The 21,998-nt window shown below is 71.0% G+C and carries 21 protein-coding genes and 1 pseudogene; 7 read left to right on the top strand and 15 right to left on the bottom strand.

Annotated features, from left to right (window positions below):
• The first annotated feature begins 234 nt into the window (after positions 1-234).
• The 3 genes from IE330_RS16285 to IE330_RS16275 are packed head-to-tail and all read left to right on the top strand — an operon-like array spanning position 235 to position 3,162.
• Positions 235-1,398: a 5-(carboxyamino)imidazole ribonucleotide synthase gene (locus IE330_RS16285; RefSeq protein ID WP_190136735.1), complete on the top strand. Its 1,164-nt coding sequence runs from the start codon at positions 235-237 to the stop codon at positions 1,396-1,398.
• Positions 1,395-1,952, top strand: coding sequence for a 5-(carboxyamino)imidazole ribonucleotide mutase (gene purE / locus IE330_RS16280; protein ID WP_190136734.1), 558 nt, complete (start codon positions 1,395-1,397; stop codon positions 1,950-1,952). The genes IE330_RS16285 and purE overlap by 4 nt, the downstream gene beginning before the upstream one ends.
• Before the next feature lie 4 nt (positions 1,953-1,956).
• Positions 1,957-3,162, top strand: a complete 1,206-nt coding sequence (locus IE330_RS16275; RefSeq protein WP_190136733.1) for a dipeptidase — start codon at positions 1,957-1,959, stop codon at positions 3,160-3,162.
• A gap of 88 nt (positions 3,163-3,250) precedes the next feature.
• Here the strand turns inward: IE330_RS16275 and IE330_RS16270 are convergent, their stop codons facing one another.
• Together IE330_RS16270 and IE330_RS16265 are read right to left on the bottom strand one after the other, a co-directional pair.
• Positions 3,251-3,844: a GNAT family N-acetyltransferase gene (locus IE330_RS16270; protein ID WP_190136732.1), complete on the bottom strand. Its 594-nt coding sequence runs from the start codon at positions 3,842-3,844 to the stop codon at positions 3,251-3,253.
• A 120-nt stretch (positions 3,845-3,964) separates the two neighbouring features.
• Positions 3,965-5,308 (bottom strand): UDP-glucose dehydrogenase family protein, encoded by a 1,344-nt coding sequence (locus tag IE330_RS16265; protein ID WP_190136731.1) that lies wholly within the window; start codon positions 5,306-5,308, stop codon positions 3,965-3,967.
• A gap of 201 nt (positions 5,309-5,509) precedes the next feature.
• Here IE330_RS16265 and IE330_RS16260 point away from each other — a divergent pair, with 201 nt between their 5' ends.
• A complete protein-coding gene (locus tag IE330_RS16260) occupies positions 5,510-6,667 on the top strand; it encodes an acyl-CoA dehydrogenase (protein WP_190136730.1) in 1,158 nt (385 codons plus the stop codon).
• Positions 6,668-6,867: 200 nt separating this feature from the next.
• On the opposite strand, the gene IE330_RS38960 is transcribed toward IE330_RS16260, so the two are convergent.
• The 8 genes and pseudogenes from IE330_RS38960 to IE330_RS16225 form a co-directional block, all read right to left on the bottom strand.
• Positions 6,868-7,365: a DUF7848 domain-containing protein gene (locus IE330_RS38960; protein WP_229925692.1), complete on the bottom strand. Its 498-nt coding sequence runs from the start codon at positions 7,363-7,365 to the stop codon at positions 6,868-6,870.
• The gene (locus IE330_RS38955; protein WP_229925688.1) at positions 7,320-7,832 is read right to left on the bottom strand and encodes a hypothetical protein; all 513 of its coding nucleotides are present in this window, start codon (positions 7,830-7,832) and stop codon (positions 7,320-7,322) included. Before IE330_RS38955 ends, IE330_RS38960 begins: the two co-directional genes overlap by 46 nt.
• Before the next feature lie 92 nt (positions 7,833-7,924).
• Positions 7,925-8,155, bottom strand: a complete 231-nt coding sequence (locus IE330_RS16250) for a DUF397 domain-containing protein (protein ID WP_190136729.1) — start codon at positions 8,153-8,155, stop codon at positions 7,925-7,927.
• A 39-nt stretch (positions 8,156-8,194) separates the two neighbouring features.
• Entirely contained in the window at positions 8,195-8,509 is a 315-nt protein-coding gene (locus IE330_RS16245) for a hypothetical protein (protein ID WP_190136728.1), read from the bottom strand.
• 32 nt (positions 8,510-8,541) lie between these two features.
• Positions 8,542-9,374: pseudogene (locus IE330_RS16240) on the bottom strand (helix-turn-helix domain-containing protein).
• Entirely contained in the window at positions 9,371-9,895 is a 525-nt protein-coding gene (locus tag IE330_RS16235; RefSeq protein WP_190136727.1) for a DUF6879 family protein, read from the bottom strand. Before IE330_RS16235 ends, IE330_RS16240 begins: the two are co-directional and overlap by 4 nt.
• Positions 9,879-10,070 (bottom strand): hypothetical protein, encoded by a 192-nt coding sequence (locus IE330_RS16230; protein WP_190136726.1) that lies wholly within the window; start codon positions 10,068-10,070, stop codon positions 9,879-9,881. Before IE330_RS16230 ends, IE330_RS16235 begins: the two co-directional genes overlap by 17 nt.
• Positions 10,071-10,517: 447 nt before the next feature.
• Positions 10,518-11,042, bottom strand: coding sequence for a CGNR zinc finger domain-containing protein (locus IE330_RS16225; protein ID WP_190136725.1), 525 nt, complete (start codon positions 11,040-11,042; stop codon positions 10,518-10,520).
• Between the two features lie 145 nt (positions 11,043-11,187).
• On the opposite strand from IE330_RS16225, the gene IE330_RS16220 reads away from it, so the two are divergent.
• Entirely contained in the window at positions 11,188-11,583 is a 396-nt protein-coding gene (locus IE330_RS16220; RefSeq protein ID WP_190136724.1) for a VOC family protein, read from the top strand.
• Positions 11,584-11,601: 18 nt separating this feature from the next.
• Here the strand turns inward: IE330_RS16220 and IE330_RS16215 are convergent, their stop codons facing one another.
• Positions 11,602-12,690 (bottom strand): dipeptidase, encoded by a 1,089-nt coding sequence (locus tag IE330_RS16215; protein ID WP_190136723.1) that lies wholly within the window; start codon positions 12,688-12,690, stop codon positions 11,602-11,604.
• Positions 12,691-12,914: 224 nt separating this feature from the next.
• Positions 12,915-14,246: an LCP family protein gene (locus tag IE330_RS16210; RefSeq protein ID WP_190136722.1), complete on the bottom strand. Its 1,332-nt coding sequence runs from the start codon at positions 14,244-14,246 to the stop codon at positions 12,915-12,917.
• A 129-nt stretch (positions 14,247-14,375) separates the two neighbouring features.
• Here IE330_RS16210 and IE330_RS16205 point away from each other — a divergent pair, with 129 nt between their 5' ends.
• Positions 14,376-14,924: an acyl-CoA thioesterase gene (locus tag IE330_RS16205; protein WP_190136721.1), complete on the top strand. Its 549-nt coding sequence runs from the start codon at positions 14,376-14,378 to the stop codon at positions 14,922-14,924.
• Between the two features lie 281 nt (positions 14,925-15,205).
• Here the strand turns inward: IE330_RS16205 and IE330_RS16200 are convergent, their stop codons facing one another.
• Entirely contained in the window at positions 15,206-16,711 is a 1,506-nt protein-coding gene (locus tag IE330_RS16200; RefSeq protein WP_444546232.1) for an LCP family protein, read from the bottom strand.
• Positions 16,712-16,851: 140 nt separating this feature from the next.
• Here IE330_RS16200 and IE330_RS16195 point away from each other — a divergent pair, with 140 nt between their 5' ends.
• Complete coding sequence (locus IE330_RS16195) at positions 16,852-17,952, top strand: glycosyltransferase family 2 protein (protein ID WP_506005380.1); 1,101 nt, start codon at positions 16,852-16,854, stop codon at positions 17,950-17,952.
• Positions 17,953-18,003: 51 nt separating this feature from the next.
• On the opposite strand, the gene IE330_RS16190 is transcribed toward IE330_RS16195, so the two are convergent.
• Both IE330_RS16190 and IE330_RS16185 read right to left on the bottom strand, forming a co-directional pair.
• Positions 18,004-19,470 (bottom strand): LCP family protein, encoded by a 1,467-nt coding sequence (locus tag IE330_RS16190; protein ID WP_190136719.1) that lies wholly within the window; start codon positions 19,468-19,470, stop codon positions 18,004-18,006.
• A 975-nt stretch (positions 19,471-20,445) separates the two neighbouring features.
• Positions 20,446-21,998: LCP family protein (locus IE330_RS16185; RefSeq protein WP_373314659.1), on the bottom strand; the 1,553-nt coding region annotated here is incomplete at its 5' end.

The following is a 21,998-nucleotide window of genomic DNA, read 5'->3' as shown; positions in this document are numbered from 1 at the left end:
GTCGGTCGTGTCGGCCGGGTCGGCCGCGGTCGGTGGCGGCCGGTCGGAGCCGGTTCTCCACGGTGTCGACGGGATGCCGCGTCCGCTTCGTTTGCGGTTTTCCCGGTCGCGTCAACCCAGCCATGCTAACCAGCGCCCGGCGCCGGCGCGCGGGGACGCCGGTCCGTCCGGGGCGCGCCCGCGCCGGGGGAGAGCGGAATCGGGCCGTCCACGGATGGCCGATACCCTGTGGGTGTGACGTTCCCGGTAGTCGGCATGGTCGGCGGGGGCCAGCTCGCTCGTATGACCCACGAGGCGGGCATCCCGCTCGGCATCAGGTTCAAGCTCCTCAGTGACACTCCGCAGGATTCCGCGGCGCAGGTCGTCAGCGACGTCGTCATCGGCGACTATCGCGACCTCGACACGCTGCGTGACTTCGCGCGGGGCTGCGACGTGATCACCTTTGATCACGAACATGTACCCACCGAGCATCTACGGGCCCTGGAGGCGGACGGCATCCCCGTCCGCCCGGGGCCCGACGCATTGGTGCACGCCCAGGACAAGGGGGTGATGCGCGCGAAGCTGGACGCGCTCGAAGTGCCGTGCCCACGCCATCGGATCGTGAGCGATCCGGCGGACGTGGTGGCGTTCGCGGCCGAGGGCGTCCCCGAGGGCGACACGGACAGTGACGGCTTCCCGGTCGTCCTGAAGACCGTGCGCGGCGGCTACGACGGCAAGGGCGTATGGGTCGTGCGCTCCGCCGAGCAGGCCGCCGAGCCCTTCCGCGCGGGCGTGCCGGTCCTCGCCGAGGAGAAGGTCGACTTCGTACGGGAGCTGGCGGCGAACGTCGTCCGCTCCCCGCACGGCCAGGCCGTGGCGTACCCCGTCGTGGAGTCGCAGCAGGTCGACGGGGTGTGCGACACCGTCATCGCGCCCGCCCCCGGCCTCTCCGCCGAGCTGGCGGGCCAGGCCCAGGAGCTGGCCCTGCGGGTGGCGCGGGAGCTCGGCGTGGTCGGCCACCTGGCCGTCGAGCTGTTCGAGACCAGCGACGGCCGCGTCCTGGTCAACGAGCTGGCGATGCGACCGCACAATTCCGGCCACTGGACCCAGGACGGCGCGGTGACCTCCCAGTTCGCCAACCACGTCCGCGCGGTCCTCGACCTGCCGCTCGGCGACCCGCGCCCGCGCGCGCAGTGGACGGTCATGGCGAACGTCCTCGGCGGTGACTACCCCGACATGTACACCGCGTACCTGCACTGCATGGCGCGCGACCCGAAGCTGAAGATCCACATGTACGGCAAGGACGTGAAGCCCGGCCGCAAGGTCGGCCACGTCAACACCTACGGCGACGACCTGGACGAGGTCCTGGACCGCGCCCGCCACGCTGCCGGCTACCTCAGAGGAACGATCACCGAATGAGCAGTCCCGAGAGCGGTCCCCAGCACGGACCCGTCGTCGGCGTCGTCATGGGCTCGGACTCCGACTGGCCCGTCATGGAGGCCGCCGCCCAGGCCCTCGACGAGTTCGAGATCCCGTACGAGGTGGACGTGGTGTCCGCGCACCGCATGCCGCACGAGATGGTCGCGTACGGCGAGCAGGCCGCCGACCGCGGCCTCAAGGCGATCATCGCGGGCGCGGGCGGCGCCGCCCACCTGCCCGGCATGCTCGCCTCCGTGACGCCGCTGCCGGTCATCGGCGTGCCCGTGCCGCTGAAGTACCTCGACGGCATGGATTCGCTGCTGTCGATCGTGCAGATGCCCGCGGGCGTGCCGGTCGCGACGGTTTCCGTGGGCGGCGCCCGCAACGCCGGGCTGCTCGCCGCGCGCATGCTCGCCGCGCACGACGCCGAACTGCTCGGCCGCATGCGGGAGTTCCAGCAGGAGCTGAACGACCAGGCGACGGAGAAGGGCAAGCGCCTGCGCGCCAAGGTGGAGGGCGCGGGTTCCGGTTTCGGCTTCGGTTCGGGACAGTGACCCCATGACGAAGCTGCCCGACTCCCTGGCCCGCGCCCGTGCCCTGCTCGCCGAGGCCCCCGTGGTGGACGGCCACAACGACCTGCCCTGGGCGCTGCGCGAGAAGGCCGGGTACGACCTCGACCGCCTCGACATCGCCGCGGACCAGACGGGTCGGCTGCACACCGACCTGGCCCGGCTGCGCGCGGGCGGCGTCGGCGCCCAGTACTGGTCGGTGTACGTGCGCACCGATATGGCGGGCGACGCCGCGGTCAGCGCGACCCTCGAACAGATCGACTGCGTCCGGCAGTTGCTCGACCGCCACCCCGGTGAGCTGCGGGCCGCGCACACCGCGGCCGACATGGAGGCGGCCCGCGCCGAGGGGCGGATCGCGTCCCTCATGGGGGCCGAGGGCGGCCACTCGATCAACAACTCCCTCGCCACGCTACGGGCGTTGTACGCGCTCGGCGTCCGCTACATGACGCTGACGCACAACGACAACATCGCGTGGGCGGACTCGGCGACCGACGAGCCGGGCGTCGGCGGCCTGTCGCCGTTCGGCCACGAGGTGGTCCGCGAGATGAACCGCCTCGGCATGCTGGTGGACCTCTCGCACGTGGCGGCGACCACGATGCGGGCGGCCCTGGACACCTCCGAGGCGCCGGTGATCTTCTCCCACTCCTCGGCGCGCGCGGTCTGCGACCACCCGCGCAACGTCCCGGACGACGTCCTGGAGCGCCTGCCCGCCAACGGCGGCGTGGCGATGGCGACCTTCGTGCCGAAGTTCGTCCTCCAGGAGGCCGTCGACTGGACGCTCGCGGCCGACGCCAACATGCGCGCGCACGGCTTCCACCACCTGGACACCACCCCGGAGGCCATGAAGGTGCACGCGGCCTTCGAGGAGGCGCACCCGCGCCCCGTCGCCACCGCCGCGACGGTGGCCGACCACCTCGACCACATGCGGGAGGTCGCGGGCGTCGACCACATCGGCATCGGCGGCGACTACGACGGCACCGCGTTCACCCCCGCGGGCCTCGACGACGTCTCCGGCTACCCGAACCTGCTCGCGGAGCTCCTCGACCGCGGCTGGTCCACGGCCGACCTCGCCAAGCTGACCTGGCGCAACGCGGTACGCGTCCTCGGCGCGGCGGAGGACGTGGCCCGCGACGTCCGCTCCCGCCGCGGCCCGTCGGTCGCGACGCTGGAGCAGTTGGACGGCGCGGGCCGCTGACCCGGCGACGGCGGACGCGGTAAGGGGCGCGACCCATGGGGTCGCGCCCCTCGCGCTTCGGTCCTTCTCACGCCGGCGCCGGGTGGCGCTACGCGGCGTCCCGCCACATCAGCCACACCGAGGGGCCGTCGAGGGGGAGGCTCAGCTCCTTCCGCACGGTGAAGCCGAAGTGCTCGTAGAACGGTATGTTCTCGGCCTTGGAGGACTCCAGGTACGCGGGCAGGCCCGCCGCGTCGGCCCGGGCGAGGCCGGACCGCAGCAGGGCGGCGCCGTGCCCCTGGCCCCGGGCGGCGGGGTCGGCCCCGACCACGGCGAGGTACCAGTGCGGCTCGGCGGGCGTGTACTGGGTGATCGCCTCGTAGCTGGCCTTGAGCCGGGTCGCGTGCTCGCCCAGGACGCCCCCCAGCTCCGTGAACAGCTCCTCGTCGGGCTCGCCCTCGTCGCCGGTGCGCGGCGGCAGCCAGAAGGAGGCGGCGGAGCCGGTCAGCTCGCACAGGCCGTGCGGGCCGTAGTGCCGCGTGCAGAGGATGGCGAAGTACCGCTCCAGCCGCTCCTCGCGGGTGTCCGCGTCGGGGAACAGCCACCGCATCATCGGGTCGGTCGCGAAGGACCGCGCCAGCGTCGCGGCGAGGTACGGGATGTCATCGGGCGTGACGGGGCGCGGAGTTGGTGTAGTAGCCATGTGGTGATTGTGCAGAACGAGTGATCGTTCCGTGTACGAGGGGCTGCCCTCGGCCCGGGAGAGGCTGGGGCGAGGCCCGACGAAAGCGCGCCCTCGGGCCCGTCAGCCCTGGACGGGCCCTCAGGCCCCCGGCCGCCCCATGGCGCGGAAGGTCCACCCCGCCGCGCGCCACCGCTCCGGGTCCAGCGCGTTGCGGCCGTCCAGCAGGACCCGCTCTCCGGTCACGGCCCCGAGCGCCTCGGGGTCCAGCTCGCGGAACTCGCGCCACTCGGTGAGGTGCAGGACCACGTCGGCCCCGCGGACGGCGTCCTCGGCCGTGTCGGCGTACCCGAGGGTCGGGAAGACGCGGCGGGCGTTGGCCATGCCCTTGGGGTCGTAGACGGTGACCTGGCCGCCCTGGAGGTGGATCTGCCCGGCCACGTTCAGGGCGGGCGAGTCGCGCACGTCGTCGGAGTCCGGCTTGAAGGTGGCGCCGAGCACGGCCACCCGCTTGCCCAGGAACGATCCGCCGCCGACGGCCTCGCGGGCCAGCTCCACCATGTGCCCGCGGCGCCGCATGTTGATCGAGTCGACCTCGCGCAGGAAGGTCAGGGCCTGGTCGGCGCCCAGCTCCCCGGCGCGCGCCATGAACGCGCGGATGTCCTTGGGCAGGCAGCCGCCGCCGAAGCCGATCCCGGCGCGCAGGAACTTGGCGCCGATGCGGTCGTCGTACCCGAGGGCCTCGGCGAGCTTCACCACGTCGCCCCCCGCGGCCTCGCAGACCTCGGCCATGGCGTTGATGAAGGAGATCTTCGTGGCCAGGAAGGAGTTCGCGGAGGTCTTGACCAGCTCGGCGGTGGGGAAGTCGGTGACGACGAAGGGCGAGCCCTCGGCGATCGGCGTCGCGTACACCTCGCGCAGCACCTTCTCGGCCTGCTCACCGCGGACGCCGACGACGATCCGGTCCGGGTGCAGGGTGTCGTCGACGGCGAACCCCTCGCGCAGGAACTCCGGGTTCCAGGCGAGCTCGACGTCCGCGCCCGCGGGGGCGAGCTCGGCGATCCGGGCCGCGATCCGGTCCGCGCTGCCGACCGGCACGGTCGACTTGCCGACGACCAGGGCGGGGCGCCGCAGATGGCGGGCGAGGGAGTCGACGGCGGCGTCCACATGGCTCATGTCGCAGGCGTACTCGCCGTGCTTCTGCGGGGTGTTGACGCAGATGAAGTGCACGTCGCCGAAGTCGGCGGCCTCCGCCCAGTCCATGGTGAAGTTCAGCCGCCCGGTGGCGCCCTCGATCCCCGCGACGTGCGCCCGGAGCAGCTCCTCCAGGCCCGGCTCGTACATCGGGACCTCGCCGCGCCGCAGCATGTCGACCTTCTCCGGTACGACGTCGAGGCCGAGGACCTCGAAGCCGAGCTCGGCCATGGCCGCGGCGTGGGTGGCCCCGAGGTAGCCGGTGCCGATCACGGTGATCTTCAGGGCCATGAGGGTGCTCCAGTGTGGTTCGAGCGCTGCGCTGCGCTGCCCGAGCATAGTGCGGGCGTGCCGGGGCCTCTCACCGGGCACGATCACCCTGTCGTCAAACTCACGTACCGGTGACGGGAGCGGCGCCCTAAAATTCGAGTCGACCAGCGTGTTACTTAACGGTAATTAGCGTCCGCGGCGTCCTTTGGAGCGTGAGAGACCTTGGCCGGAACGGCTGACTTCGACCTGTACCGCCCGTCCGAGGAGCACGAGATGCTCCGCGACACGATCCGCTCGCTGGCCGAGGCGAAGATCGCGCCGTTCGCCGCGGCCGTCGACGAGGACTCCCGCTTCCCGCAGGAGGCCCTGGACGCCCTGGTCGCCTCCGACCTGCACGCCGTGCACGTGCCGGAGACGTACGGCGGCGCGGGCGCCGACGCGCTCGCCACGGTCATCGTGATCGAGGAGGTGGCCCGCGTCTGCGCGTCCTCCTCCCTCATCCCGGCCGTGAACAAGCTGGGCTCGCTGCCCGTGATCCTCTCCGGCTCCGAGGAGCTGAAGAAGAAGTACATGACGCCGCTGGCCAAGGGCGACGCGATGTTCTCGTACTGTCTCTCCGAGCCGGACGCCGGTTCGGACGCGGCGGGCATGAAGACCAAGGCCGTCCGGGACGGCGACCACTACGTCCTCAACGGCGTGAAGCGCTGGATCACCAACGCCGGCGTCTCCGAGTACTACACGGTCATGGCCGTGACCGACCCGGAGAAGCGCTCCAAGGGCATCTCGGCCTTCGTCGTGGAGAAGGGCGACGAGGGCGTCTCGTTCGGCGCCCCGGAGAAGAAGCTCGGCATCAAGGGCTCGCCGACCCGCGAGGTCTACCTGGACAACGTCCGCATCCCCGCCGACCGCATGATCGGCGCGGAGGGCACGGGCTTCGCCACGGCGATGAAGACCCTGGACCACACCCGCATCACCATCGCGGCCCAGGCACTCGGCATCGCCCAGGGCGCCCTCGACTACGCCAAGGGCTACGTCCAGGAGCGCAAGCAGTTCGGCAAGCCGATCGCCGACTTCCAGGGCGTTCAGTTCATGCTCGCGGACATGGCCATGAAGATCTCCGCCGCCCGCGCCCTGACCTACCAGGCCGCCGCCGCCTCCGAGCGCGGCGACGCCGACCTGACCTACCAGGGCGCCGCCGCCAAGTGCTTCGCCTCCGACGTGGCCATGGAGGTCACCACGGACGCCGTCCAGCTCCTCGGCGGCTACGGCTACACCCGCGACTACCCGGTCGAGCGCATGATGCGCGACGCCAAGATCACGCAGATTTATGAAGGCACGAACCAGGTGCAGCGGATCGTCATGGCGAGGAACCTGCCGTAGCAGTGTTTTCGCAGGTCAGTGGCCCTCTCATGTGGTCCTGGAGCTGTGGTCGGCTTCGGGTCCGTTCGGGTCCGTTCCGGGGTGTTCCTGGGCGTCATGCTGGGGAAATCCTGGGCTGATCCGGGGCCGGATACGTCCCCTGACCTGCACAACCAGAGCGGCCCCCGGCGTGATGCCGGGGGCCGCTCGTACGGGTTGTGTCAGGCGACTTCGGACCGCTCCGTGGGGTCGTCCGCGCCCGGGGCGAGCATCGTTGCGATGGCCGCCCGGCTACGCTGCTCGGCTTCCTCAAAGATGTAGTGGTAGTGCTCCCTGAGTACGTCCGTGCCGCTGTGGCCCATCCAGTCGGCTACGTCGTTCTCCGGGACGCCCGCGTACAGCAGGCGCGACCCGTAGTAGTGCCGCATTTGATTCGTCCACTGCTCCCAGACCGCCGTCACCGGCTGCTTTCCCAGCCGGTCATCCAGGTAGGTCCCAGCGTCTAGTTCCTGCTGGGTCCGGCCGGTGTGACTCATGCACTCCACGTCCACGGTCGCGCCATCTAACGAAGGCTCGGCCTCCCATGTACACGTCAGGCACCTGGCCTCGAACGTCAGCTCTGTGTCTGGATGCTGCATGATCCGGTGCTTTGTGTACCGCAGGGTTGAGAGGGTCATCGTTGCGTGCCTCCCCTCGTCAGGTGCCCGGTCGTCGGGCATGGAAGGTCCGGCATGGCGCGATTCGGGGAGCAGCACACCAGGGCTACAGACAGGAACGAGGGCCGTTCGAGATAGAAGCCGTGGGACACGTCTCCACCCCAACCAAGTCGTTCGGCAGCAGAGTTGACCAGTAACGCGAGTCGCGTACTGTCGCGGTCCGGCTCAGACATGAACCGGGGTGCGTACTCGGTGAGCTGTTCCCCCAGCCAGCCGGCCGCATCCTTAGCCTCATGCCAGGTACCACGAACGAGGCGTTCGGGTTTCCTGAGCCAGAGGGCCGTTTCCATCGGAGGGAGGTCACCTGTGCGGACCTCTGCGGTGGCTTCCTTGTATCGCTGGCTGAGCCTGTGACCTTCTGCGTCACCGTCCCCGCCCGGCGGGGGTGGCGGGGCGCCAGGGGGCCGTCTGTGGCCTTCCTTGTCGAACCGCTTCTTGTCGCCAGTCCATAGGTAGCCGTGGTAGTGCAACTGCCTTCCGTTCAACGCAGGAGCAAGAGAACGGCGGCCGGTCCCAGTCCTCGGGGGAAGAACAAGAACCGGCCGCCGAAGAGAGGCGGCCGTCAGGCCGAGACGGTGAAGCGGGCCGGGTCGATACCGGCCGCGTTCAGTTCGGCGGTGGTGAAGCGCAGCGGCTCCGCGCCGGGCCGCTTGCTGTCGCCCAGCGCCCACGCGTCGGGGCCGATCTTCGCCAGCGTGGCGCAGGACTCACCGTCCGGATGCGTGTTGCCTCCGCACGCCTTGAGGAACGTGGCCTCGCTGATGGGCAGGCTGTACAGGTCGGTTCCGGGCATGAGTGTGCCTTCCTGTGAGGTCAGTGACAGGGGGCAGGCTCAGAGCTGGTACTGATCCGGCTTCGACACGTACACAACGCCAGCGCCAAGAGCCGTCGCGGAGTCCCGAAGCAACTCGTGCAGCATCGACCTGGAGTCGTCACGCATCGCATGGGTCAGGTTGTCGGCCAGCAATGCGGCCTCGGACGGGAGCAGGACCATTTCCGTGTCTGCCACATGCCGACCGTTCTTCGTCAGCCACACAGGAACGCGGATGTTCCCCTCGCCATCCCGATACGCCGCACGGCTTGGGATTGGGTCCATCCGCCACCCCTGCGTAATCTTCTGACTGTCCTTCTTCGGTTCGGTCGGCATGGAGACATCCTCGACCTCACAGCGAGGGACCTCTAGCCCGTTTCCTGTTCCCGCAAATAGTCGTCGCGGATACCCTCGACCAGTCCCCGCATGTCGTTTCCCGACAGTGCAACCTGCTCGAACCCGCAGAATTTGGCGACGTAAAGTTCGACATCTCTGGGGTCCGTGACAACCATCTCCGCATGGACTGTTTCTATCGTGACCATTCGGTCGTCACGGATAACGAACGCATGATTGGCGATGTCGTGCTGCTGGGACTGTAGGGGGACTACGCGAATATCTATGTGGGAGAGCCGCGAGATGGAAACGATGCGGTCGAGCTGAGCAGCCATCATCTGAGGCGGGACGATTCGCCACCGAAGGACAGGTTCCGTGATGATGAACCGCAGCGTCTTCGCGCTGTCGTAGAGGACCGCTTGGCGTTCAAGCCTGCCGTTGATCGTCCGCGTGAGGGCGTCATGGCTGAGATCGTGACGTTGCAGGACGGCGCGAATGTATTCCGGAGTCTGAAGCAGTCCCGGAACTAGCGCCGGTTGGAACAGCCGCAGCATCGACATCTGCGCTTCCAGGGCTTTGGCGGCTTCCTGGCCTTTGTGGACCCCGATGCGCTTCAGGAGCCGCCACGCCGTTGCTTCCGTCGCCGACGCTCGGGCAACTTCTGTGTACTCCGCCTTGACCTGATCCGAGACGCCGATTGCTGTCAGGATGCGCTCTACGTCCGTCGTGCTGGCTGCCAGCTTCGCAGTCTCGATCTTGGAAACAGCTTGGACGGAGACATGAGGGCGCTGCGGGCCACCGCTTTGGCTTCCTTCCCGGATGCCACTCGCAGGGCCCGCAGTGCGGCCCCAAGCTGCCCTTTGTTCACGCCCCGTACTTGGCCCACCATTCCGTGAACGGTTCAGCCCGCGCGAGTGCTGCGTCACGGTGCTGTGCAAACTCCGCCGCCCGTTCAGGCCCTAGCACTTCCGAGCCCAGGTACCTGCCAGTCGCGTCGTAGTTCATCACGGCCACGTACTCGGAGTCGAAGAGCCAGAAATCGGGGACGGCATCCAGGGGGTTGGGTTTACCAGTGACGTCGAGGATGTAGAACTCCTCACCCCCAGACATGTTCTTCTGGTACCCCCACCCGAGTTCGAACCTAAGATAGTCCGTGAGCGGGCGGCGCAGAATGTGTGCCCGGTAGACTCGTTTCCCTTTTCCGGTGTGGGAGCGGAGTTCTTCGACCCAGCCTGCATTGTAGTCGTCGGGCTGCGGCTCCCCGGCCAGGAACGCGTGATAGGCATCGACGTTCCCCGAATTGCTGTAGTCGTCGAGGGTTTCGAGCCGGAACGCCTCACGCTGGAACGTGTCGAAGAGGTCGCCGAGGGTCCTAGATGAGGTTGTCACGGATGGCCTTCTGAATCAGTTCCATCGGGATCTCGACCAGGGTTTCATGAGCGGGAAGCTGGAGCCCGTGATCGGCCGGAGTCTCTCCCTGAACCAAGAGTGTGCCGCGATCCGTCGCGTAGATCGTCGGGCAGTCTTTGAGGTCGCACGTGCTGACCAGCTTGGTGACCTTCATGGTCCGGGTTCCCCTCTCCCGTGCTGCCAGTACCCCGCATCTGGGTTGATGCTCCCGAGGCCAGGGCGCGCGGGTCAAGCGATCACGGTTGACGGAACGGGAAACCGCGTAACCTCTCCGGAGCCTGCCGCTCCTCCGACCGATCGGGGAGGCTGCCGCCAGTACCGCGCCGACCAGGACAGACTCCTGACGATCATGGGAAAATGCTGGGGTGGGCTCCACCAAGATGGGTGTCCGTGCAGGTCAGCGCCGTACGACCGGTAAAGCACGCAGATCTACGAGGGCGCGAACCAGGTCCAGCGCATCGTCATGGCCCGCAACCTCCCGTAGCGCGCCCGCGCCCCTCCCGAGAACGCCCCGCCGACCGGCGGAGACGAGGCAGCCCCCGGCATCGCGCCGGGGGCTGTCGTCGTACGGCGGTACGCACGGCCAGGCGTACGGCCGGTCCTACGGCGACGACGAACGCCGCGACCTGCGGGCCCGGTACGCGCGCATCTTGGCGCGGGCCCCGCACACCCCCATGTCGCACCAGCGGCCCCGCCCGCCCGGGCTGCGGTCGTAGTACGCCCAGTGGCAGGTCGCGGACTCGCACCCCTTGAGCCGCTCCCAGGTGCCCGCCGCCACCCCCTCCGCGACGGCCGCCGCCACCCGGGAGAGCAGCGTCCCGGGCTCGGCGGGGACGAGCCGCGCCGAGCCGTCGGCCGGGTCGACGCGGACCAGCAGGGGAGCTTCGGCCAGGAGGTCGCCGAGGGGCCGCACCTCGCGGTGGGGCGCGTGTCCGGCGTGGGCGAGGCACGCCGCCCGCAGAGCCTCGCGCAGCTCCCGCGCGGCCGCCACGTCCCCCGGCGCGAGCCCGAATTGCGCACGCCCCGTTTCGGTGTCGAGCTCGTCGGTACCCGCACCGATGTCGAGGGTGTTCACCAGGGCCTGCACCAGGGCGAGCCCACCGGGTGCGGGCGCTCTGTCGTTCATGGTTGCGACGTTACCGCCACTGGCGCAGTATGGGGTAACCCAGCGCGTTACCGGGTAGAAGCTTCAAGCGGTAACCCTCCGCGTCCGCGGAACCCGCATAACGTGCCGAAACCGTCGAACCCGCCGAACCCGTCGAGGAGAAGACATGGCCTCCCCCGTCGCCAAGCTCCGCAACGTCGTCCTGGACTGTCCCGAGCCCCGCCGCCTCGCCGAGTTCTACGCCGCGGTCATCGGCGGCGAGGTCGTCGAGGGCGACGGCGGCCGGTGGGTCGACCTCGTCGCGCCCGGCCGCGTCAAGGTGTCGTTCCAGCTCGCCGAGGACTTCACACCGCCCGAGTGGCCCCGCTCCGACCACAACGCCCAGCAGCTCCACCTGGACCTCGACGCGGGCAGCACCATGGACGAGCTGGAGGCCGCCCAGGAGCGCGTCCTGGCCCTCGGCGCCCGCCCGCTCGACCTGGACGACGACGGCGGCAAGCGCGACTTCCGCGTGTACGCCGACCCGGCGGGGCACCCGTTCTGCCTGTGCCGGATCGACTGAGCCCCGCCCGGCCCGGCGTCAGCGCGACGCCCGGGCGGTGAAGTCCGCGCCGCGCAGCGCGCGCTGGACGTTGCCCCAGGTGAGCGCCGCGATCTCGGCGTCCGCCCAGCCCCGGTCGAGCAGTTCGGCGACGAGCCTCGGGAAGCGCGAGACGTCGCCGAGCTCCTCGGGGTGCGCGGCCGAGGTGTCGTAGGTCCCGGCGAGCCCGACGCACTCCGGCCCGGCGACGTTCCGCACGTGCTCGAGGTGGTCCACGACGTCCCGCACGCGCGTCCCCGTCTGCTCGGCGGCGAGCGGTACCAGGCACAGCCCCTTGGCCGCGCCCACGGCCGCCAGCAGGCCGTCGCCGAGGTTCTCCGGGTGCTCGCGCAGGGCCCGCGCCCCGGAGCGGGTGAAGACCACCGGCGCCTTGGACAGGCCGAGCACCCGCCGCGCCGTCGCCTCCGGGGCCCCGGTCAGGTCGGCGAGGATGCCGAGCCGGTTCACCTCCCGGACGACCTGCTCGCCGAAGGTGCTCAGGCCGTCCTCGCCCGCCCACGGCGTACCGGCGAGCGTGAGGACGTTCAGGCCGAGCGCGTGCAGCGAGCGCAGCGCGCCCAGCGAGTCGCCCAGGGCGCGGGCGCTCGCCGGACCCACCACGACGGCGATCCGGCCGCGGTTGCGCGCGTCGGCGGTCTCCGACGCGTCCCGGACGAGCCGCAGGTCGTCGGCGTACCGCGCGGCGACGTGCCGGACGAGGTCGAGCTGTTCGAGCGCGGCGGCCACCGCCCGGTCCCCGTCGCGGTCGTCGGGCACGTGCAGCGACCAGAACAGCGCGCCCACCCCGCCCGCCCGCAGCCGCGGCACGTCCGTCTCCACGCCGCCGTCGCCGGACTCCAGGTCGCAGTACGGCATCGCCCGCAGCGCCCGCAGCAGACCGCTGTGGCCGTCGGCGACGGGATGCGCGTCGAGCAGGGCCCGGGCCCGGCCGAAGGCGTCCTCGCGGCCGGCGGCGGGTTCCGGCCGCGGCGCCCCGGGGACGCGCCGGGCGTCCGTGGCGGTGGTCGGGCGGCCGCCGAGCTCTCCGGCCTCGGCGGGGGTGTCGAATTCGTCCTGCAGCTCCGCCATGACAGCTCCGCGGTCCGATGTGGCAGTTCTGGCTGGTCGCACCACCGTCGCACGGCGGGCGCGCGGCTTCGCGGCGGGCGGAGCGTTCGGGGTACGCCCGCCGCCACCGGGCGTACGTCAGGCGCACGCGAAGGGCCCCGCCGTGGTGCCGGCGGGGCCCGAAGGGTGCGCGGAGGGTGCGCGAAGGATGCGCGAAGGATGCGCGAAGGATGCGGGTGACGGCGTCAGTTGCCGCCGGTGACGGTGACCTTCTCGTCGTTGTTGAGCTGCTCGACGAGCTGCTTGACCTTCGCCTTGTCCCAGACGAGGTTGCCGCCGACGGAGCCGGAGATCGGCATGTTCATCGAGGTGCCGTCGCCGCCCGAGACGCCCTTCATCGCCCAGAACATGGAGGCCACGTCCATCAGGCCCATGTCCTTGTCGACGATCAGCGTGTCCAGGCCGGCGCCCATCGTCGGGTAGAGCTTGAACGGGTTCATGACCGTGCCGGGGGTCGCCGCCTGGTTGGCGAGGGCCGCGAGGAACTTCTGCTGGTTCTTCGTGCGGTCCAGGTCGCTGCCCGCGAAGGCGTACCGCGTACGGACGAAGGCCAGGGCCTCCTCGCCGTTCAGCGTCTGCTTGCCCGCCTCGAAGTCGGCGCCGGACTTCTTGTCCCTGAAGGCCTTGGGGATGTCCATCTCCACGCCGCCGACCGCGTCGACGATCTTCGCGAAGCCGCCGAAGCCGATCTCCGCGTAGTGGTCGATGCGCAGGCCCGTGTTGGCCTCGACGGTCCGCACGAGCAGCTCGGGGCCGTCCTCGGCGTACGCGGCGTTCAGCTTCACCTGACGTCCGGTGCCCGGGTAGAGCTTGCCGGACTCCGCGCCCTTGAAGGAGGGGATGGTGACGTTCGAGTCGCGCGGCAGCGAGATCATCGTGTTCCCGCCGTCGTCCGCGACGTGCAGGATCATCATCGAGTCGGTGCGCTTGCCCTCGGCGGAGCCGGTGTGGAGCTTCTTCTTCTCCTCGTCGGACATGCCCTCACGGCTGTCCGACCCCACGATCAGGTAGTTCGTGCCCTTGCCGCCCGCGGGCCGCTCGATGACCTTCGACAGGTCGACCTCGCGCTTGAGCTTGGAGTCCGCCCAGAAGTACGTGGAGACGGAGACGACGATCAGCAGGGCGAGGAACGTGACCAGGCCCCAGGTGATGCGCTTCTTCCAGTTGACCGGGGGCTTGGGGCGCGGCGGCGCCTGCGGGCCCTGCGGACCGCCCGGCCCCTGCCCGCCACGGCGCGGACCGGCCGGCGAGCCGTACACCTGCCCGGTGTTGTAGCCGCTGTCGTACCCCTCGGGGCCGCCGGGGCCCTGGGCGTGCTGACCGGGCTGCCCGGGCTGGGGCCGCTGGTCGCGGTAGAGGTCGTCGTACACGTTGTCGTCGTACGAGGGCTGGCGCGGGACCGCGTCGGGCCGCTGGACGTGGCGCATCACGCGGGCGCCCTCGGGCTGTGCGCTGCCGCTGCCGTACCCGTGGCGGTCCCCGTTGCCCTCGGTCCGCGCGTCTCGCCAATCGCTCATGTGGCTTAGTGTGCAGTGCCGCGCGCCCCGCCTCACAGGGAGGGCGTTGTTTCGGGTCACTGCTGTTGCAGAGCTGTGGCAAAGCGCCCGGGAGCGGCGTTTCCCGACGCTCGACATAGGGTGGAGGGCATGACAGATCAGGCCCCCGGCTCGGAATCGGAGATTCCCGGCAAGCCGACCTCGGCGTCCCGCACCACGCTCAGCCACATCATGACGCACGCCGACACCAACCTCCTCGGCACCGTGCACGGCGGCGTGATCATGAAGCTCGTCGACGACGCGGCGGGGGCCGTCGCCGGCCGCCACTCCGGCGGCCCCGCCGTGACCGCCTCCATGGACGAGATGGTCTTCCTCGAGCCCGTCAGGGTGGGTGACCTGGTGCATGTGAAGGCGCAGGTCAACTGGACCGGACGGACGTCCATGGAGGTCGGCGTACGCGTCCTCGCCGAGCGCTGGAACGAGTCGACGCCCGCCCAGCAGGTGGGCTCCGCGTACCTCGTCTTCGCCGCCGTGGACGCCGACGGCAAGCCCCGGCTCGTGCCGCCGGTGCTGCCCGAGACCGACCGGGACCGGCGGCGGTACCAGGAGGCGCAGATCCGCCGCACGCACCGGCTGGCCCGCCGCCGCGCCATCAAGGAGCTCCGCGAGGCCCGGGCGGCGGAGGGCTTCGAGGACTGAGGGGGCCGGTCCCGCGTTGGCGTGGGCCCCGCCGGGGCGCGCGCCGCCGCGCGGCTCACACGGTCCTGCGTGCCGCACGGCTCTGCGGTCCGCGCGGCTGGGTGCCGTACGGATATCTGCGGGCTGTGCGGCTGGGTGCCGTACGGCTCTGTGGGCTGTGCACGGCCGGCTCTGTGGGCTGGGCGCACCCGGCTCTGCGGGCTGTGCGCGGCTGCGACCACCCGTCCTGCGAGGCCGTACGGCCCCCGGGCTCAGCGTCGCTGGGGCCCCCGGCCCCTGGGCTAGCGGCAGACCACCTCGTCGCCCGTGACCACGCCGAACTCGCCCTGGAAGGCGTCCTCCGCCCGCACCCTGCGTACCTGGCGGAAATCCGACCCCGCCAGCACCTTCAGCACCGCCCCCTGCCCGGGCACCTGCCGCATCTCGCACCCGGGCAGCGCCGTCGCCAGGGACTTCGCGGAGCGGTCCCAGCGCGGGTCGTACGCCACGACCGTCCGGGCGAGCGGCTTCGCCCCCGGGGCCAGCGGCAGCGTGCCCGGCGCTCCGGTGGTGCGGAAGCCGATCTTGCCGAGCGCCCCGTCCACGCGCCGCGCGAGGCCGGGCGTGCGCGTGCCGTTGTCCACCTGCACCTGGATCAGGCCGGGGGAGACCGGCACCAGCACCGCCTTGCGCCGCTCCCGATGCGGCGCCAGCGGCTTGTCGTCGCGCAGCGCCTGGAACAGCTTGGGCGCCTTCTTCGGATGCCACCTCAGGGTCTCCCCGACCCCGGCGACCAGCCGCCCCTCGCGGTCCAGCGGCACGGTGGTGAACTCCGACGACGACGGCGAGAAGTCCCGCATCGCCCGCCCGAGCGCCAGCATGTCCTCCGTGCCGAAGCCCTTGTCCGCCCGCACCGACCCGAGCAGGGTCTGCGTGACGTCGCGGAACTTGACCGGATTCAACAACACGCCGCTGCTCGTCGCCTTGGCGATCAGCGCCGCGAGGAACCGCTGCTGCCGCTGCATCCGCCCCAGGTCGGCGGCGCCGTCGATGTGCCGGGAGCGGACGTACTGCAGTGCCTGGCCGCCGTTGAGCTGGTGCGAGCCCACGGGCAGGTCGAGGCCCGTGTACGCGTCCTTCAGCGGGCGGGTGGTGCAGATCTCCACGCCGCCGAGCACGTCGACCGTCTTCATGAAGCTGGTGAAGTCGACCTCCAGGTAGTGGTCGATCTTCACCTTCGTCATGCGCTCGACCGTGCGGACCGTCAGGTTCGGGCCGCCTTCCGCGTACGCCGCGTTGATCTTGACGGGGTGGGGCCGGTGCTTCTTCCTCGAGTTCCGGTCGACGTGCTCGGGCAGCTCCGCGTACGAGTCCCGGGGCAGGCTCACCACGCTGGCCCGGTTCCGGTCCGCCGAGATGTGCACGATCATGATCGTGTCCGTGCAGTGGCAGGGCTCGCCGCCCAGGCGGTACTTCTTCCGCTCCGCGCGGCTGATCTTGTCCCGCCCGTCGGTGCCGACGAGCAGCACGTTCATGCCGTGGCCGCCCTCGGGCCGGTTCTTCATGTCCTTGAAGGCGTCGACGCGTCTGATCCCGGTGTCCAGGCCGGTGACCACGGTGTGCCCGACGCCGGCCGCGGCGAGGACCGCGAGGGACAGCGCGGCCGCGCACCGCAGCGCCCAGCGCGGCCGCCGCTGCCGCCGTGTCCGCCGGGCCACCGGCGAAGCCCCCTCGCGCGGCGGGTCCGCGGGCCGCGGCGGGTACGGCCCGCGCGGGGGCGGGGCGGGGGAGCGGGGCGGTGCGGTCACGTGCGAGGACACCTCCGCGGTCGCGGCTGAGCCGAGGGGACCCCAGAACCGTAGGCCCATACGATCTGCGACCCCGGGCAGCGACCCGGACGGCGCGCGACCGTATCCCCCGTTCGCGGTAACGTGACGCACGGTGCTGCGTGGTCCGGGGCCTCCCCGGAACGGCCGCCTCCGTGATCCGGACCGAGAGACGAGAAGGAACCCCGCACGTGAATTCTGACGGTCAGCCGCCCGCCGTCTCCGTGATCATGCCGGTCCTCAACGAGGAGCGGCACCTGCGCGAAGCCGTGCACGCGATCCTGAAGCAGGAGTACGCGGGCGAGATGGAGGTCGTCGTCGCGCTCGGCCCCTCCACCGACCGCACGGACGAGATCGCCGCGGAACTGGTCCGCGAGGACCCCAGGGTGCACACGGTCCCGAACCCCACGGGGCGTACGCCGGCGGCGCTGAACGCCGCGATCAAGGCGTCCCGCCACCCGATCGTGGTACGCGTGGACGGCCACGCCGCCCTCTCGCCCGGCTACATCACGACCGCGGTGCGCCTCCTGGAGGAGACCGGCGCGATGAACGTGGGCGGCATCATGCACGCCGAGGGCGAGAACGACTGGGAGCGCGCCGTCGCCGCCGCGATGACCTCCAAGATCGGTGTCGGCAACGCCGCGTTCCACACGGGCGGGGAGGCCCAGGCCGCCGAGACCGTCTACCTCGGCGTCTTCCGCCGCGAGGCCCTGGAGCAACAGGGCGGCTACAACGAGGAGTTCATCCGCGCCCAGGACTGGGAGCTGAACTTCCGCATCCGCGAGGCCGGGGGCCTGATCTGGTTCTCGCCCGAGCTGAAGGTCTCGTACCGCCCGCGGCCGAGCGTGAAGGCGCTCGCCAAGCAGTACAAGGACTACGGCCGCTGGCGCCACGTCGTCGCCCGCTACCACGAGGGCTCCATCAACCTGCGCTACCTCGCGCCGCCGACCGCCGTGTGCGCGATAGCCGCGGGCGTCGTCGTGGGCGCGGCCCTGACCCCCTGGGGCTTCGTCGTCCCCGGCGGCTACCTGGCGGCGATCGTGGCCGGGTCCGTGCCCGCCGGCAAGGGGCTGCCCCTGAAGGCGCGCCTGCGCATCCCGGTGGCGCTCGCGACCATGCACATGTCGTGGGGCTGGGGCTTCCTCACCAGCCCCCGCTCGCTCGCCAGGAAGGTCATCGCCTCGCGCCGCCCCGCGGTCATGCCGACGGCGCAGGACGCCTGACCGGCGCGGCCCCGCACGGCCGCCGCACGGTCCCGGACCCGGACTCCCGCCTCACCAGGTGAAGTTCGGGTCCACCTTCATGCACGCCTTCTTGTCGGAGCCGTTCATCGCGTCCGCCGAGTCCGGGGTCGCGTCGTCCCGCTTCTTCGGCTTCTCGGGCCTGTCGCCCTCGCGCCAGTCGGCGCCGACGACCAGCGTGATGCCGGAGACGTCCGTCGACTTCTTCACCGAACTCAGCGGAATCCCCAGGGACTTGGCCACCCGCTGGGCGTCGCCCTCCAGGTCGACGGTCGGGAAGCGGATGACCGTGCGCGCCTCGGTGAGGGCCGACGCCGCGTCCGGTGCCGCCTTCGCGAAGCCCTTGCGCGCGAGCAGCTTCGCCACCGCGCTCGCCCGGCCGCTGGCCGGCGGCTCGGTGGCGGTGCGGGTGCCGTTGCGGACCTGCAGCGCGATCTCGGCGTCCGGCGCGGCCGGGTCGTCGGAGAGCTTCTCCTTCGGCTTCTTCCTGTCGTCCTTGCCGTCCAGGGCGATGTCGTCGCGTACGAGGCGGAACAACTGCTCGGCGTCGCCCGGCTTGGGCACCACGCGGGAGCCGGAGTACTCGAAGGGCATCGTGGTCATCGTCGTGCGCTCCGGCGAGACCTTCTTCAGCTCGTTGCCGAGGTCGTACAGCTTCTTGACGGAGCCGATGCCCGGGTCGACCTTGAGGGCCCTCGTGGCGTTGTCGGCGAGGTTCATCAGGCGGCCGGGGCTGGTCAGCCCGGTGTTCTCGCGGAGCATGCGGACCAGCGAGTTCATGTACATGTGCTGGGCCTTGGCGCGGGCGATGTCGCTGCCGTCCTCGAAGCCGTAGCGGGTGCGCAGCCACTGCAGGGCCTGCTCGCCCTTGACCTTCGTGGTGCCCTTCTCCAGCTTCAGGCCCGAGCCGTGGCCCTTGCTGTCGCGGGAGTGGATGTTCTTGTCCACGCACACGGGGACGCCGCCGATGGCGTCGGCCATCGACACCACGCCGGAGAAGTCGACCATCATGAAGTGGTCGATGTGGATGTTGGTCAGCCGCTCCCAGGTGGCGACCGTGCAGCCGGGGCCGCCGCGGCCGAGCGACTCGTTCGTCATCGCGCGCGGCCCGGTCTCCTCGTACACCTTGCCGTCGTCCGGGTCGGTGCACTTGGGGATGGTCAGGAGGGTGTCGCGCGGCATGCTGATCACCGACATGTTGCTGCGGTCGGCCGACAGGTGCAGCAGCATCTGCACGTCCGCGAGCGGGGGCCCGCCGAAGGTCTCCTTGGCGCCGCCGAGCTTCTGGTTCTCCTTGGAGTCCCGCGCGTCGGAGCCGATGAGCAGGATGTTGAGGGGGGTCTGACCGGCGGAGTTGGGCGTGGGCGCGGGGGCGCGGTGCTCGCCCAGGTTCAGGTCGTCGGTCTCCAGGTTGGCGTTGAGGTGCTGGTAGTAGAGGTACCCGGCGCCCGCCGTGCCGAGTATCAGGACCGCCAGGATGCTCGCCGACCAGCGCAGCACCCGCCGCTTCCGGCTGGGCGGCGTACGCCCCTCCCGGCGCCCCCGCCCCCCGCCGCCGCCCCGGCCACGGCCTCCGCCCCCGCGGCGGCCTCCGCCCCCGGTACGGGGCCGGGGGACCGGCGCGTCGTCGACGGAGGTGCCGTCACCGGCTTCGCCTCCGGCGGGGCCGCTTCCGGCGGGGGAGCTGGTGGTGGATGCGGTGGGGGCGGGGCCGGTCGCGGCGGTGGCCTTCCGGGCGCCTTTCCTGGAACCCTTCCGGGAAGTCTTCGGCGCGGCCTCGGTGGGGTTGGCCTTGGCGGGGGCGGCGCCCTGGGGCGGGACGCCGGGGGTGTCGGGAGTACCAGGAGCACCACGAGTACCAGCAGTACCAGCAGTACGAGAAGGCGCGGGGACGGAAGTCCCAGGAGCAGCAGAGCCGCCCCGGGCCCCAGCACCCCCCGCAGCGCCGGAGGCCCCGGGAGCACCGGGCGTGCCGGCGGTGCCGGACGTGCCGGCGGTGCCGGACGTGCCCGCGGTGCCGGACGTGCCGGCGGTGCCGGACGTGCCCTCCGCGCCGGCTCGCGCGGCACCGCGTGCGCCCTCGGCGCGCGATCTTCCCCGTGCCTCGCCCTCGGCGCGCGCTCCGCCCCGGCCCTCGTCCCCGGCGCGGGATCCCTCCCCCGGGCCGCCTCCGACTCGGGGGCCTTCCCCCGTTCCGCCTCCGGTGCGGGACCCCTCCCGCGCCGAGCCCTCGGTGCGGGGCCGTGCCTGCGCCCCGCCGCGCGCCCGCGGACGCGCCTGGGCGCCCGCCCCCGAGGGCGCCCCCTCCCCACGCACCTTGTTCTGCCCCATCCCCTGTCCCTCCCCGCCGTGCTTGCCCGGTGCGGCCGCCCGGCGGCCGCGTGCGGCACGCTGCCGCCGCGCCCCGTGGCCGGGGCGATGCATCACGCTTCAACCACCGGGGCGCTCTGTGAGACGCGAAACAACCGCCTCAGGTCACTTGGCACACACGGTTTTGTCGGCCTCGACCTTCTGGATGCCCTCCGGAGCCTTCGACGGTGCCTTCACGGGTACCCCCGCACCCTTGAAATCCGCACCGAGCGTCAGCACCATCGCGGGCAGCCCCTGGGCGTTCTTCTTGCTCTTGCCCGGCTTGAGGGCGGACGCGGGCAGGCCCATGAGGTCGGCGAGCTTGCGGGCCTGGTCGGCCTGGTCGGCGCCGTACTCCACGGTCGTCCTGGCGAGGTTCCTCGGCGCGTTGCCGAGCTGGCTGGACTTCGTCACGCCCTCGCTGTTCTGCAGCCAGCTCAGCGTCGCCTGGGCGGCGCCCGTCTTGCCGCTGCCGTTGTAGACGTCGACGCGGACGTCGCCGGCCTCGGAGCGCGGGCCCTTGAGCCGCGCGGCCACCGCGGCCTTCTCCTTCTTCTCCTTCTTCTTGACCTCGGTCAGCGACACGTCCTCGCGCATCATCGAGAACAGCTCGTCGGCCTTGGCCTGGTTCAGGACGACGGTGGCCTTCACCTTCTCCGCGGGGTTGTCGTCCACCGGGGTCGTCGCGAAGGTCAGGTTCTTCATGTCGAGCTTGCCGAGCTCCATGCCCAGGTCACGGAGTTTCATTATGTCGGCGATCTTGGAGTCGACGGTCAGCGCCTTCGTGCCCGCTTCCGCCAGACTTATCATCTTCTTCGGATTCGTCAGGGTGTCGTTCGACTTCAGCTTGCGCATCAGCGAGCTGAGGAACTGCTGCTGGAGCTGGATCCGGCTCAGGTCGCCGCCGTTGCCCACGCTGTGCCGCGTACGGACGAACGCCAGCGCCTCCTCGCCCTCGATGGAGTGCTCGCCCGCGGGCAGCTTCAGGTGCGACTTGGGGTCGTCGATGTCCTTGGCGAGGCACACGTCCACGCCGTCGACCGCGCTGGACAGCGTCTTGACCGCGTTGAAGTCGGCCACCATGAAGTGGTCGAGCTTTATGCCGGTGATCTGCGTGACCGTACGCATGGTGCAGCTCGGCGTGCGCTCGTTCTGCCCGAGGCTCTCGTTGAAGCGGACCTTCTGCGAGCCCGGGATCACCTTCATGGAACCGTCGTCCTGCTTGGTGGGGCAGTCCGGGATGTCCGTGATCATGTCGCGCGGGATGCTCAGCGCGGTCGCGTTGGAGCGGTCCTTGGAGACGTGCAGCAGGATCGTGGTGTCCGCGTGGCCGACGCTGCCCTCGTCGCCGTAGCCCTTGTTGCCGTCGCCGCTGCGCTTGTCCGTGCCGATGAGCAGGATGTTGATCGCGCGGTCCTTGCTGAAGCCGCCGGTGCCCGCGCCGTCGTCGGAGACGGACGTGATGTTGTCGTTGAGGTGCTGGTAGTACAGGTAGCCGCCGACGCCGACCGCCACGATCACGAAGGCGACCGAGCCGCCCGTCCAGGCCAGTATCCGCTTCCCCGTGGACTTCTTCTTGGCCTTCTGCTTGCGGCGCCCGCCCGTCGCCTCCGGCTGCGCCGCCCGCCGCCAGCGCGGCCCCGGCACCTGGTCCCGGCCGCCGCTGCGGCCGCCCGGCG

Origin of the sequence: Streptomyces longispororuber (genome assembly GCF_014656095.1) — a bacterium.
GTDB classification, from domain to species: Bacteria; Actinomycetota; Actinomycetes; order Streptomycetales; family Streptomycetaceae; genus Streptomyces; species Streptomyces longispororuber.
Note: the sequence above shows the minus strand (reverse complement) of the source record. Positions and strands in the feature narration are given on the sequence as shown.